16 protein-coding genes and 1 tRNA gene are annotated in these 13617 nt (G+C 44.8%); 7 read left to right on the top strand and 10 right to left on the bottom strand.

Features of this window, described 5'->3' with window-relative positions:
• Positions 1 to 190 (top strand): hypothetical protein (locus P5683_RS06375; RefSeq protein WP_315639537.1); only part of this gene is annotated, 190 nt, incomplete at its 5' end.
• 160 nt (positions 191 to 350) lie between these two features.
• On the opposite strand, the gene P5683_RS06370 is transcribed toward P5683_RS06375, so the two are convergent.
• The 6 genes from P5683_RS06370 to P5683_RS06345 form a co-directional block, all read right to left on the bottom strand.
• Positions 351 to 424: transfer RNA gene (locus P5683_RS06370), tRNA-Met, on the bottom strand.
• Between the two features lie 44 nt (positions 425 to 468).
• Positions 469 to 1422, bottom strand: a complete 954-nt coding sequence (locus P5683_RS06365) for an asparaginase (RefSeq protein WP_006669933.1) — start codon at positions 1420 to 1422, stop codon at positions 469 to 471.
• A gap of 22 nt (positions 1423 to 1444) precedes the next feature.
• Entirely contained in the window at positions 1445 to 1945 is a 501-nt protein-coding gene (locus tag P5683_RS06360) for a CGLD27 family protein (RefSeq protein ID WP_006620520.1), read from the bottom strand.
• Between the two features lie 22 nt (positions 1946 to 1967).
• Entirely contained in the window at positions 1968 to 2408 is a 441-nt protein-coding gene (gene rsfS, locus P5683_RS06355; RefSeq protein ID WP_006620519.1) for a ribosome silencing factor, read from the bottom strand.
• A gap of 77 nt (positions 2409 to 2485) precedes the next feature.
• Positions 2486 to 3724 (bottom strand): glycosyltransferase family 4 protein, encoded by a 1239-nt coding sequence (locus tag P5683_RS06350; protein ID WP_315639536.1) that lies wholly within the window; start codon positions 3722 to 3724, stop codon positions 2486 to 2488.
• A gap of 44 nt (positions 3725 to 3768) precedes the next feature.
• Positions 3769 to 5460, bottom strand: coding sequence for a DUF3352 domain-containing protein (locus tag P5683_RS06345; protein ID WP_315641779.1), 1692 nt, complete (start codon positions 5458 to 5460; stop codon positions 3769 to 3771).
• Positions 5461 to 5539: 79 nt separating this feature from the next.
• Between P5683_RS06345 and P5683_RS06340 the strand changes: the two genes are divergently transcribed.
• The 4 genes from P5683_RS06340 (at position 5540) to P5683_RS06325 (ending at position 8608) form a co-directional block, all read left to right on the top strand.
• A complete protein-coding gene (locus P5683_RS06340) occupies positions 5540 to 6460 on the top strand; it encodes a TIGR01777 family oxidoreductase (protein ID WP_008049569.1) in 921 nt (306 codons plus the stop codon).
• Positions 6460 to 7815: a GTP-binding protein gene (locus tag P5683_RS06335; RefSeq protein WP_315639534.1), complete on the top strand. Its 1356-nt coding sequence runs from the start codon at positions 6460 to 6462 to the stop codon at positions 7813 to 7815. The genes P5683_RS06340 and P5683_RS06335 overlap by 1 nt, the downstream gene beginning before the upstream one ends.
• Entirely contained in the window at positions 7799 to 8119 is a 321-nt protein-coding gene (locus P5683_RS06330; RefSeq protein ID WP_006669929.1) for a hypothetical protein, read from the top strand. Before P5683_RS06335 ends, P5683_RS06330 begins: the two co-directional genes overlap by 17 nt.
• 219 nt (positions 8120 to 8338) lie before the next feature.
• Entirely contained in the window at positions 8339 to 8608 is a 270-nt protein-coding gene (locus P5683_RS06325; protein WP_006620513.1) for a hypothetical protein, read from the top strand.
• A 9-nt stretch (positions 8609 to 8617) separates the two neighbouring features.
• On the opposite strand, the gene P5683_RS06320 is transcribed toward P5683_RS06325, so the two are convergent.
• Positions 8618 to 9577: an alcohol dehydrogenase catalytic domain-containing protein gene (locus tag P5683_RS06320; RefSeq protein WP_006620512.1), complete on the bottom strand. Its 960-nt coding sequence runs from the start codon at positions 9575 to 9577 to the stop codon at positions 8618 to 8620.
• Positions 9578 to 9786: 209 nt separating this feature from the next.
• Between P5683_RS06320 and P5683_RS06315 the strand changes: the two genes are divergently transcribed.
• On the top strand, positions 9787 to 10827 hold the full coding sequence (locus P5683_RS06315) for a sensor histidine kinase KdpD (protein ID WP_006669928.1): 1041 nt from the start codon (positions 9787 to 9789) through the stop codon (positions 10825 to 10827).
• Between the two features lie 34 nt (positions 10828 to 10861).
• On the opposite strand, the gene P5683_RS06310 is transcribed toward P5683_RS06315, so the two are convergent.
• On the bottom strand, positions 10862 to 11521 hold the full coding sequence (locus tag P5683_RS06310; RefSeq protein WP_006620510.1) for an SDR family oxidoreductase: 660 nt from the start codon (positions 11519 to 11521) through the stop codon (positions 10862 to 10864).
• Between the two features lie 169 nt (positions 11522 to 11690).
• On the opposite strand from P5683_RS06310, the gene msrA reads away from it, so the two are divergent.
• Complete coding sequence (gene msrA, locus P5683_RS06305; protein WP_006620508.1) at positions 11691 to 12122, top strand: peptide-methionine (S)-S-oxide reductase MsrA; 432 nt, start codon at positions 11691 to 11693, stop codon at positions 12120 to 12122.
• Positions 12123 to 12172: 50 nt separating this feature from the next.
• Here msrA and P5683_RS06300 read toward each other — a convergent pair whose 3' ends face one another.
• Positions 12173 to 12682, bottom strand: a complete 510-nt coding sequence (locus P5683_RS06300) for a hypothetical protein (RefSeq protein WP_006669927.1) — start codon at positions 12680 to 12682, stop codon at positions 12173 to 12175.
• Positions 12683 to 13078: 396 nt separating this feature from the next.
• Positions 13079 to 13617, bottom strand: a 539-nt coding sequence (locus P5683_RS06295) for a CAAD domain-containing protein (RefSeq protein ID WP_315669427.1), incomplete at its 5' end; no start/stop codon positions are given.

Here is a 13617-nt window from a genome sequence, read left to right as displayed (position 1 = left end):
CGCTACCTACGGCTATCGTGTTGGCTTTGAAACATACCCTCCCCCCATAACCGGAACAAGCACTATTGGGGAAGTGACCGCCGTGATAGCAGTCAATGGTGACGAACGAACCGATAGGCTTGCCCTTGACGGGTATCACAAGGGAACCACCCTATCAGCGTCCGGTTATGGGAGTGATATGGGTATTTGACAGATTGATTAAGTTGTGCTTGTTGACTGAGTAATCATCCTATTGAGAGAATTATTTTCCTGTGTTAGGACTAGCTTATGAGTAATATCTGAGTAATTAGGTAGGATAACCATTATAGGCAACTCCCGCCACAGTAGATATATCAACGTTTTCGGTTTAATAGCGGGGAGCGGATTTGAACCACTGACCTTCGGGTTATGAGCCCGACGAGCTACCAGACTGCTCTACCCCGCGCTGTATGAATACAGTATAAACCAACAGCGGAGAAATTGCAACCCCTAAATCATAATTAATTCTCCGCTAACCTCTAAGCGCTTAAAATTATTGAGACTCATGAACTTATCAGCGAGGTTTTCAGCCATTGTGGGAGTAATCCAACCCATCTGAGTGAGTAGATGAATAGCGATCGCATATTTAGCACGATTCGCCCCATCCATAACCTTAATCGCCAATCCCATACCTTCACCGACCCGACCCACGCACTGGACTCCCTCAGCCCCAGACTTACTGATGAGTTCCCCTTGTGTTAATCGCATCAATTCGGTATCAAAATGTCCCTCACAGGCGACAAACTCGGGGTGATGGGTCATAGATCGGACAATGCGTTCCATGTCCAAATTATCACCGGAAGCCAACTGAGCATATAAAGTCGCGATCTGAGACAATTCCATCTGATAAGTTGGGGCTCCGCAATCATCCCTAGCGCCGACAAACTCATCTCCGGGAATACCCAAAAGTTCTCCCAGCTTGGAGATAATCAATTGTTGCACGGGGTGTTTACGCTGTAGATAGGTCTCCAAAGGCCAGTGACGTTGACGACAGACGGCCAGCATTCCGGCGTGTTTCCCAGAACAACCATGTTCAAGGGGGCTACGTTTACCTTGAGGAATAGGGCATTGTAGATGAGAAGGGTCAATATCACAGCGCCACAGAATATTAAAGGCTTGTCTAGCCTGTTCAATCTGTCCGTGATGGGAACTACAAACGATCGCCAAATCACGGTCAGTCAAATCATAACGTTCTAAAGTGCCAGTGGTAGTAATTGCCAAAGCCTGAAAGGGCTTCAAAGCCGACCGAACAAAAGTAGAAGTGTCTGGACTACCAGCCAGAAACAGAAGTTTACCCCGGTTATCACAAACGGCGGCTTGAATGCGATGGACGGCTTCTGTAATCCCCTCGCGCAACAATTTAACTTCCAATTCCGCTGTGTGTGTACGTTTTCCCCTTGTCATATTTTCCGAATCAATAATAATTTTAAATGCCGATCCAAATCATCCCTCCCATAGCCACAACCAACCCTAAACCATAGCAGGTTTGTTGAAGTCGGTATAGGAGGGGTTGCACCTGATGGGTAATAATTAACCGGTCTTGGGTGATAAATTCAGGAGTTTTTACCCAAGTTTGACCGTCATACCATCCCGACTCCTCATAAAAAACCGTTGGACTAATTAAACGCGATCGGATATACCACCATCCCAAATACAACCGCAGCAAAACCAAGGCCAGAAACAGAGTGGAACCTGCGCCCGCACTCAAAATAAAATGGACAGGACTCCGTTGGGGGGCAAAACTAGCAGCCGCGACGGGGGCAAAAATTACACTGGACCATAGCCACACAGTTGCTAACTTGCCCAGATATTTCGGCCATGGTAATGTTACCCAACTAAAAAACCAAGATTCTTGGAGTTCCTGATATTCATTGATGGGAAGTTGTTCTGGGGGGACGGGGCAGACTGAAACAGAAACCTTTCTCATAAGTATTTTTAGGGCTTAGGGTTTAAGTCAGTGCAGACCAGCTAATTTTTTCAGCATGACCCCAGAAGGCTTCTAAATTATAGAACTCTCGTTCCTCTGGTAGCAAAATATGGATCATGACATCACCATAGTCTACCACTATCCAAGAACCTTCGCTTTGACCATCAATTCGCAGCGGTTGTCGCTGGTTTTCCTCTTCTACTTTCTGGATAATGGCTTGATGAATGGCCCTAACCTGAGTATTTGAGAACCCGGTGACAATCAGAAAGTAGTCTGCTAAGTAGGAAACTTCAGTAACTTTCAGCAGTGTAATGTTGTCGGCTTTGCGATCATCAGCAGCGATCGCCGCCGCGATCGCTGTAGCTAGGGTGGGGTCATCAACCCGACCCGTAAGGGTAGTAGACCCATCTGGTGCATATTGACTATGGCTATTATTAAACATTAAGCGATAAAATTCCCCCATTAGTGACAGGTTGGACGGATGCGATCATTCTAACAACTCGAATGAAGATCCGGTGTGCAGGTATCCGGTGTTAGCTGTTAACGAGAGTTGCTGACCTCGGTAAATAGGGCTTCATATTTACTCAAAGCTAAATCAAAGCTAAATTCTTCCTCGGCGAACTTACGGCCCTGCTTACCCAAGGCCTCGACTAAGTGGCGATCGCCATATAATTTCAAGACCGCATCAGCCATAGCCTGGGGATCTTCCGGGGGAACCACCACCCCGCCGCCGCTTTTGATGACAGCCACCTTAGCCGTCCCAGTATCTGGAACCGATGCCACGATCGCCCTACCACTAGCCAAAATCACGGGAATTTTTGAAGGTAGATTAAACGCCGTGACATCTCGTTTTTGCACCACCAAACCCACATCAGCCGCCGCCAACATTTCCGGCAATTTTTCCCGGGGTTCAAAGGGTCGTAATAACACATTATCTGCCTGATGAACCTTACATAACTCTTGGAGATTTGCCAAAGCCTTATACTCCCCTACAATCACAAAAGCAATGTCACTAATATGCTGAAGTTTAGCGGCTGCTTTAATCACAGTATCCATCCCTTGAGTTAGGGCAATATTGCCAGAATAAAGCACCACGAATTTATCGGTTAATCCGTGGGCTTGCCTAAAGGGGTTGTTTTCTTTAGGCAAAGGATGAATAAACTTGGTATCCACCCAATTAGGAATATAGGCAATTTTATCGGCGGGGACACCTTGCCGTAATAAATTATCCCTAAATCCCTCAGCGATTACACTAACTCGACTCACATTTTTATAACTTAATTCTTCGACTTTGCGGGCGGTCTTCAACACGAAGCTATCCCCCTCAACCAACTTAACCCGCATGGCTGCTTCCGAGACCATATCCTGAAGATTTAACACGACCGGGCAGCGTCTAATGTTCGCATATACAGCCACAGGCAAAGATACAAGTAACGGGGGAATTGTGGCAAAAATCACGTCAGGTTTCCAGCCTTTAAATGCTTGTACAATACTGGTAGTAATAAAACTCCCATCTAACATCAACCTAGCTTTTAAGCCTGGTTTAGGTCCTTTAATCCAAATAAAACTCCGCTGAATTTCTACGCCATTTCTCTGTTCAGTCAGATAAAATTTACCCTGATATTCTGGATAAACGCGACGTTCTGGATAATTAGGCATTCCGGTAACTACCCGCACTTGATGACCCCGTTTAACTAAACCTTCAGCCAGTTCAGTCATTAAGGGAGCAATACCAATGGGTTCAGGATAGTAGTTGTAGGAATAAATTAGGATCCGCATAATTTTCAGCTCATTTTGAGGAAATAAATTCAACTATCTTCATCTCAGTATCTTCTAGGTTTTAGGGTCAGAAGTACCTCAATAGCGATATGATCATCGGTTGGTTGAGTGGTACTGATACCAACTCCTTGGACTGAGTTAAGTAGGCTAATGGTTCTCCTTGGTAGGGCGACAGCAGGCGCAGCTAGAAGGTAGCTTGTCGCCCAGGACAGTAGGTTTTCCATATCTAAGTAAACATAACTGTGTAATGGTTCTGGTAAAGATTTGGTAATTTTCTGAAATCGGGTTGTTTCTGTTAGGGATGGATTAGGAACCTGAGTCATGGCTTCAACGACAGGACCACCAAAGGCGACAAATAGGAGATTAGGGGTTAGCCATCCATGTCCGAACAGAGTTCCTTGTTGGGGGTCATTCCATTCGGTTACTTCGATCCCTTCAATGGTTCGCTGTTCGACGTTAACGGGGGGATTACTTTGGGCGATAATCTCATCAAGTTGGTCTAAGGTGTTTTGGGCGATCGCCTGATTACTGGTTTCTAAGACCAATGCGCCGCCTAATCCCAGGGGGGCGAGAATCCCTTTTTCGGAGGCGATCGCCGCCAGGGCGAATTCTCCATCCATCCAACCAAATACTTCCTCATCTGCATCAAGTTCAATAGCGGCCAATCCATACCTTATCTGTTTTACCATGTCTTGAATACTGGGATCAATTTGGCTTTGGTCAACCAATTTTAACCACAGTGCATTAATTCCCTGACTATTCACCATAGCAACAGTTTCTGAGGGAAATCTGGAAAGAATTTGACCTACTTGGGGGGAGGAGTTAACGGGGGTTGGCGATCGCCTCTGCTGCATTATCCCTCTCATCCTAAATCCTGTTGGTTCTACCCCTAAACTCACCATGGCAGATTTAATTGGGGCTAATTTAGATACCCGACTCCAAGATTCCCAAGACGAGTCGGAAAACTCGGATAATTTGTCTAAAAATAGGTTATAGTCTGCCACAAAAATAGTGATTAAGGGCATGGGAACCATGTGGGATTCGGTAGGAAATGGTGCTGCGGACAAGGGATAACTAATATCAGTTGTGGCTTGATTGGCGGTTTCGGCTGCGTTTATACCTTTCCACAATTCGGCTAAGTTAGGTTCTCCAAAACTCGTGTCGATCGCTTTTTGGATGGGTTCGGGACTAGCTGCTACTAACAGGCGATCGCCCACTCTAGCTATATGGTATATTTTACCACTATCCTCCCCATATTCATAAATAGTAATACCCCGGTATTGTGGCGGTTTTCCTGACACACTGACTTCCGCATTTAGCCGACTCATAAACTGGTTAGCCCGCCAATTATTTTTAATAGCTAATATCATGAGTAGATCAGCATCTTCCGACTTTTCTGAGGGCAACACACTCACTAAAATTCCCCCTAGCCAAGGTTTAATATCTCGGTCAAAATTTAGGGAAGTTCCGGCTAAACTCTGTTGTTTAATACTTGACAAAAACTGATTTATATGATACCTACTCTGCTGATTACCAAATTTTCTTAAATAATAGAGTGCCGATGGATTAGGGGTAACAAAAACCGCCATGAGTGCATTTTCAGGAACCAATCGAACGCTGTCTTCTGGGCTATAAACCCTTACTCGCAGGGTTCGCAGATAAAGCAACGCCGCCACCGTCCCCGTAAAGGCGATCGCCACAGTAGCCATAATCAGTTTAGACTTTTTTAAGGTCATGTTCAAAGTTGATAGTTGACAGTTGACAGTTGACACTTGGCAGTTAAAAATTATTAATTATTAATTATTAGTTGAGTTCATGAAAGTAGCAATTACAGGAGCCACCGGATTTGTGGGTTCACATCTGGTCCAACAACTCCACTCCCTAGGTTATCAAATTATCGTGCTTACCCGTAACCCGGACAGAGGGCGGCGGGTGTTTCCCGTAGCCAACTACCCCCAACTAGAGATTGTGGGCTATACTCCCACCGAGTCAGGTTCATGGGAAGATGCGATCGCAGGCTGTGATGGTGTAGTCAACCTAGCCGGAGCCCCCATAGCCGATGAACGTTGGACAGAAGCCCGGAAACAGGAACTATACCAAAGTCGAGTTATCCAAACCGAAAAACTTGTCTTGGCTTGCACCAAAGCCACCCCTAAACCTCAAGTTTTAGTCAGTACCTCCGCCATAGGCTACTACGGAACCAGTGAAACAGCCACCTTTGACGAAAGCAGCCCCCCAGGAAACGATTTCCTAGCCAACCTCTGTCAGCAGTGGGAAGCAGCCGCCGCCCCGGTGAAAAACAGTGATATCCGTTTAGTGATCCTACGATTTGGTATTGTACTCGGTATGGGAGGTGCTTTGGGCAAAATGCTCACCCCCTTTAAACTATTTGCCGGGGGACCCCTGGGCAGCGGTAAACAGTGGTTTTCCTGGATTCATATTAGCGATTTAGTTAATCTAATTCGCTTCAGCTTAGAAAATCCCCAAGTTGAGGGGGTTCTTAATGCTACCGCCCCTAACCCGATCCGCATGAACGAACTATGCCAACAAATGGGTCAAATTATGAATCGTCCTTCCTGGTTGCCTGTGCCTAGTTTTGCTCTGGAAATGCTATTAGGAGATGCTGCTATCGTAGTATTAGAAGGCCAACAGGTGTTACCATTACGCCCCCAATCCTACAATTTTCCATATCAATATTCTACGGTGAAACCAGCCCTAGAGGAGATTCTCGCCTAATGTCTCGATCTGACCCATCCACCGCCCATTTCCAACGTGCGCGCAGCAGTTTACAGCAGGCGTTAAAGCGTTATGGTCAAATGCGCCGCCAACCAGACCCACGGGGTAGCCAACTACAAGCTACAGTACAGGAACAGCTTGATACTCTGGCTGCTAATTTGGAAAAACTAGACCAGGGGTTAATTCGGATCGCCGCTTTTGGTTTGGTTAGTCGTGGAAAGTCGGCGGTTTTGAATGCTTTGTTGGGTCAGCGAGTCCTACAAACTGGACCAACTCACGGGGTCACGCAATGGCCGCGGTCTGTGCGCTGGACGGTGAGACCGGAAGAAATACGGGAAGTAGAACCCATTGATGTGGAGTTAATCGATACCCCTGGACTTGATGAAGTCGCGGGCCAGATTCGGGGTGAAATGGCGCGGGAGGTTAGCCGTCAGGCGGATTTGATTCTGTTTGTGGTGTCGGGGGATTTGACCCGCACCGAGTATGAGGCGATCGCAGAGTTAAAACGTACCCAAAAACCTTTGATTATCGTATTTAACAAGATTGACCTTTACCCAGAATCTGAACAGGAGGCGATTTATCGGAATTTGGAAAAGTTGGCGGTGAGGGGTTCGGCTATGGTTCCCTCCTCTATAGAAATTGTCCGGGTCGCTGCTGAACCTACCCCCCTACAGGTGCGGGTAGAATGGCCAAATGGCCGCACTACTCAGGAATGGGAGTCGCCACCGCCTCAAATTCAAGAGTTACAGCGGGCGATCGCTACTATTGTTTATCGGGAAGGGCGATCGCTTTTGGCTTTAAATGCTTTGGTTCAAGCGCGGGAAGCTGACCGAGCGATCGCACGCCAGACTGTTCGTTTACACCGTGCCGAAGCCGAAGATTTAATCTGGAAGTTTACCCAATATAAAGCCATAGCCGTCGCTATCAATCCCGTCGCCTTTTTAGATGTCGCGGGCGCTTTTTTCGCCGATTTGCTGTTAATTCGCGCCTTGGCTAAGTTGTATGGGTTGCCTATTACCAGTTATGAGGCCGGGAAATTATGGCGGCAAATTTTGGCCAGCTCTGGGGCGATTTTATTGGGTGAAATCGGTAGTGGTTTACTCCTAGGAATCGGCAAAACTGGCGCGGGATTAGTGGCTAATTTTCCCGGCTATGCAGGAGCCGCTATTACTCAAGCTGCGATCGCTGGTTATGGTACTTATGTTGTCGGTCGCGCCGCCCAGGTTTACTTAGAACAGGGTTGCACTTGGGGGGAATATGGTATTGATACCGTCATTCAAGAGATTATTAATCAGTGCGATCGCGAGACGGTAATTTATCGTTTACGACAAGAATTTGATGATTTTATTGGATAGCATGAATATTCTACACTTACAGCCCGAAACTATTGCCACCATTCAACAAATGTCTGAACCGGAAATTAAAGAACTTGAGGCGTTTGTGCAATTCCTCGCCTGGAAAAAATGCCGAGAATCAACAGAACCCTCTTCCCCCCCTGAATATAGCGCCTTAGTCCCTTCGGTTCCGGGAAATATTACCTTAGCTTCAGAATCTCCCCCTACTCTCACTCAAGAAAATTGGCATAAGGCTTTAGAAATGATCACCCAAGAACGTCTCAGTCAACTGCGAACACTACACCATCGCTTGAATTCTCCCTAGAAACCTAGACAATCACTGCGGGCTATGATATAATTCCATGATATGCTATCATATAAACTTCCCATCATACTCCCATGATAGGCTTAGTCAGCTTCGCCTATAAGGGAGTACCAGTGGTTGATTTGAGTTGAGCTAATAACTACTCAAAGCGCGAAACTCTCAGCACTGGTAAACTCACCCTAATTCATTCACAGATTCTTATAGCAGAAGGTATTGACCGTGTTGAGATTTTTACAGTTTCTCATTCAGGCTATTGAACCTTTTTTAGTTCCTATATGCTTTGTCGTCGCTTGGGGGTTGATGTTCCTCACGATTTGGAATGTCGGAGCAGCGATCGCCCAGACCATCAAAAGAGCTAAAATCATGCATCAAATCCCCTGTGCTAACTGTAGCTTTTTTACCGGAGATTATCGCCTTAAATGTCCCGTCCAACCAACTATAGCCCTTTCCGAAAAAGCGATCGACTGTCCCGACTACGAATCCAAATAACCTAGAAGATCAAGACCCTGCCACATCAACCAAAACTTTTAAAGTTCCCCGCTTTTGAGCATGGTTAAAGGCAGCGATCGCATCATCTAAGGAATATTTAGCCTGAATCAAAGGTTCCACATCAACCCGAAATTCTGCCAGCAGTTGCAAAGCCGGAACGAAAGGACCGCAGCGGGAACCTAGCAAAGTAATCTCATCTACCACCAGAGAAGATACATCAATAGTCAAATTTCCCGTATATGTGCTTTTTAAGACCAGAATACCACGCGATCGCAAACTCCGACGGGCGATCGTAAATCCTTCAGGATTGCCAGTACATTCTACCGCCAAATCAAAACTCCTGTCAACTACAGCATCAGCAAATCCCGTTTTAATACCCCTATTTTCTAATAATTGTAACTTGTCGCGATGACGACCTACAGCCAACAAATCACAACCCGTTAAAGCCAAAGTTTGAGCGATTAGTTGTCCTAGTTTGCCATCTCCGACCACTAAAACCCGCCATTCCGGGTGAATAGATAGCTGTTGCTGAATTTCCAGCGCCGCCGCAATGGGTTCCGTGAAAGTCGCCGCGTCCGTAGAAACACTATGGGGAACTAAATGTAAATTTTGCACTGGAAGCGTGAGATAATCAGCGAATGCACCATTACGGTTAACTATACCCAGAACAGTGCGATTTTCGCAGTGGGTGGGTTGTTGAGTCAGGCAAAATCTACATTTCCCACAGGCGGCGTTAATTTCTCCCACCACCCGCCGTCCCAGAAGATTAGGGGGACCTTGTTCCACCACACCGACAAATTCATGGCCCGGAATGCCTTGGTAGGGATAATATCCCCTAAGCAATTCTAGGTCAGTGTTGCAAATCCCGGCTCGCAGGACTCGCACTAATGCCTCTCCTGGACTCGGTGTAGGCGTGGGTATGTCGGTGCGGAGTTCCAGTTGCTGATGTTCCAGCCAAACTGCTTTCATGGTTCTACCTAATCAGTAACGTTTGCTATATTTTAGTCAATCTTTAAATTTACCGACAACCGGGAATTTGTCACCTAGAATAGAAGCACAGTAAATTTTTACTAAAGGGCACCACTCAGGTGGTGAGTTGGTGGGTAGCACTGATGCCGAAAAAGCTCACACAAAATATATTATCAAGGTCTGGTCTGACAATTACTACTCTTGGTCTGATGACAGTTATTTCTTTATTATATGGCTCTGTTTATTTTTTATCGAGTCATAATCTGCTGCCTTTTGTGATTAGCTTGATTTCCGTGTTAGGAGCTGCTGGAATAGCTTGGCATAGTTACCAAAAACAACAAAAGTGGCATCAAGAGAAACAGGATTTAGAGAATCATATTCAAGACCTGCGCGATTCGGGGCATTTAAAACAAACTCAGCTAGAAAAAAGTTTGCAGAATTTAACCGAAAAATTCAATAATATTGAACTGGAAAATATCCGCCTTAACAATAGTAATCTCCGCAAAGATGAATTTCTGAGGCAAACATCCCATGAACTGCGAACACCCCTCAATGGCATTATCTGTTCTCTGCAACTGTTACTTGATGAGTTATATGATAACAGTGACGAAGAAACCGAACTGCTGCAACAAGCCTATCAGTCTTCTCTGCATTTAATTAACCTCATTAATCAGGTTTTGGATTTAGCAAAAATTGAAGCGGGGAAAGTCTCAATTGAGTTAAAGCCTATTGATTTGCACGCATCTCTAACCGCTGCTATTTATTTACAGTTCGGCAATTTTCGCAAGAAAAATCTACAGCTTTACCGACAAGATTTTTTTCAAGGCATTAAAATTAAAGCCGACCCCAACAAATTAAAACAAGTTTTGATTAATGTGATTGGTAATGCCATTAAATTTACAGACCGTGGTAATATTACGATTATTACTCAACTGCGACAGGTGAAATCTAATCCCAGCGACTCCCCAATCACTATGGCAGTTATCACTGTTCAAGATACCGGAATTGGTATTGAGCCGAAAAATCAACACCGACTTTTTGAGGCATTTCAAGTAGAAAATGAGTCTAACACTAATCCTCAAGGAAGTACGGGACTCGGTTTAATGATATCTAAAAATTTGGTGGAAATGATGGGGGGTAGCATTTATTTAAACAGTCCCGGAAGAAACCAAGGAACTACCGTAGAAATTCTGCTACCCCTAGCTGATCAAGAATCGGAAATTGATGATAGTAATATTAAGTATGATTAGCCATTAATATTACCTGATTAAACTACCCTACAGATTACCAGGGAAGTACCTCACCATTAGCGTGCCAAAATGTGCCAGTATTATCTAAGTTGAGTTGAGCAATTCTGGCTAATAGTCCCTGTACTGACTCGGTGGGAGTAATCCCTGTAAAGTTAGTCATGCGGGTTCTGACTAAGCCTGGGTGTAAAATACCTACAGAAATTCCTCGGGGTTTTAAGTCATGGGAGAGAGATTTTCCCGCCATACTTACGGCTACTTTAGACATTCGATAACCATAGGAACTCCCAGAGGTATTGTCACCAATAGAACCCATGCGACTGGTGATTATAGCAATTTTTGAGCCAGACTGGAGGTGAGGGAGTAAAGCCTGAGTGACTCTCAAGGGTCCCAAGGCGTTGACTTCAAACTGTTGGCGGATACTATCAAAATCCAGGTTTTCCAGGGTGTTACGCTTTAAAATACCCGCGTTGTTAATCAGTACATCAATAGTGCTACCTTTTAAATTGGAGGCTAACTTACTGACGGCTTCTGGGGAGGTGATATCACACCCAGACTCGACTCGCACCCCTAATTGTTCTAATTCGGCGCTAGAATGGCGACAGACTGCAATCACAGTTTCTTGGCGATCGCATAATTGACGACAAAATTCTAAACCAATTCCTCCGGTAGCACCCGTAACTAAATAAGTTGCCATTAGGATTCAATTATCAAACTCTCTTATCTTGTTGTAGCGGGTTTGGCGATGTTTTGAGTAGGCGATCGCCAAAATTTTTCAAATTTAGCTACCTGAACACTTATATAATCAGATATATAATCAGATATATAATCAAAATACATAATTCCCATAAACCCTGATCATCAATATGATAGAAACCGCAACCTTTGCAGCCGGATGCTTTTGGGGAGTCGCCGACAAATTTAGTCAGATCAACGGCGTGATAGAAACCGTCACCGGATATATGGGGGGACATTTTCCCCACCCATCTTATTTAGACGTAGCCGCTAGAATTACGGGTCATGCAGAAGTCGTACAGCTTCAATATAATCCTGATGTAGTTTCCTACGAACAACTATTAGAAGTCTTTTGGCAAATTCATGACCCCACCTCCCTAAACCGCCAAGGTCCTGACCGAGGTGAACAATACCGATCAGCAATTTTTTATCATAATTCCCAACAGGAACAAATCGCCAGAAAATCCAAACATCAACTGCAAATATCAGGAACCTATCCGCGACCTATTGTTACCGAAATTAAACCCGCATCCGAATTTTACCCCGGTTCCGGTGGTCCCTAAAATTAGATACTATATCGCCAATCAATCCACTGCGTCAATGGTCATCATGATCAATTCTCAGAAGACCTCCTAGCAGTAATTTCAATTATATATGGGTGATAGCTATTAGGTTCATAGGAACCCACCCAAATTTCATACCTACCAGATAACCACTGACCGATAATTCCTGGGTTCATACCAATTAAGTCATCATTACACCAACTCCCCCCCGGTCCCCTAACCACAATTACCGTGTCTTCATTGCTTTGAACCGTCAGACTCAGATGGTTAAAAAACTCAGTTAAAACCAGGGTATGGTCTGGCTTTTGATCCACATAACCGATACAGGGACCCGTTGGCGTTTCCTCTCTACCCGCAATATCTTGACTCCTCACCGGACCCCCACTCAGTCCCCTAAGAATCATTGGATCTGGTTCAAAATTCGGTGATAGCGTCACGTTTTCAAACATTACGGTTGGGTTAGAACCCTGAGAATAAGCCACCCCTGAACTATTGACAAATAACCCAACAACTGCCACGATTGAGCTAAATATTATGCTTTTGGTTGGCTCAATTTCCATCAGTCTGTCTCCTTATATCACACAATTTGAGATAACTATATTATAGTTATAATTAGCTTTTAATTATCCGGCTATCATCCCCATGGCCCTGGGGAAGGTCTGGTAGCGCTATTTGAGACTTACAGAATCATGAATAATAGCTGATTAATAGCTATCCCGATTACAACAATCCCCTGTCTTATGTTGAAGACAGGGGAATCATAATATACGGAAGTTACCTAACTTCTAGTTGTATCAAGTCCGTTTTAGCTAGGTGTTATTGACTGATTAAACGGACTTGATATTTACCATGTTTGACGTGGTGTAATTAGAGTTGCAATGAACATTTTTACCAGTAAATAAATGCAAATATTTGTTAGCAATAATTATCCTGATAAATAGTCACTCTAAACAGTATTAATTTTCCCCAAACACATCTTTCTTAAACTCGCGCCACTTATTAACCAGTTCTTCCCGAGTTTCGCTCCGCAGTAAATAGCGATAGACAAACCATCCAGAGAATCCAATTCCCACCATTTCTAAACTGGGTTTAACTAGGGGGATTTGATTAATAATATCAATCACCCCAACTAACACCCGCAGCGTTACAAACAACACAATAATCAGAATTACAGTTGTTAGCGGACGGTAGTATTCACTGAAAAACTTACTAAAGTTTTCTGGTAAATTCGAGAAAAAGTCCAGGACTTTTTCTTTAATCGCTGTTACATCTACTTCCGGCATATCTACACCCCCCTCAAGTGTGGGTTCGGTAGTTATAGCAGCAGGTTGAGCAGCGGCTACAGGTTCCGGTTTTGGTTCCGGTTTTGGTTCTGGTTTGGGTTCTGGTTTGGGTTCTGGGGGTTTAGCAGCCACAGGTTCTGGTTTCGGTTCGGCTTTGGGTTCTGGTTTTGGTTCTGGGGGTTTAGCAGCCACAGGTTCTGGTTTCGGTTCGG

The sequence above is a fragment of the Limnospira sp. PMC 1279.21 genome (genome assembly GCF_032349615.1).
Taxonomy (GTDB): Bacteria; Cyanobacteriota; Cyanobacteriia; order Cyanobacteriales; family Microcoleaceae; genus Limnospira; species Limnospira fusiformis.
The sequence above is the reverse complement of the archived record's forward strand: the minus strand, read 5'-3'. Positions and strand labels throughout refer to the sequence as shown.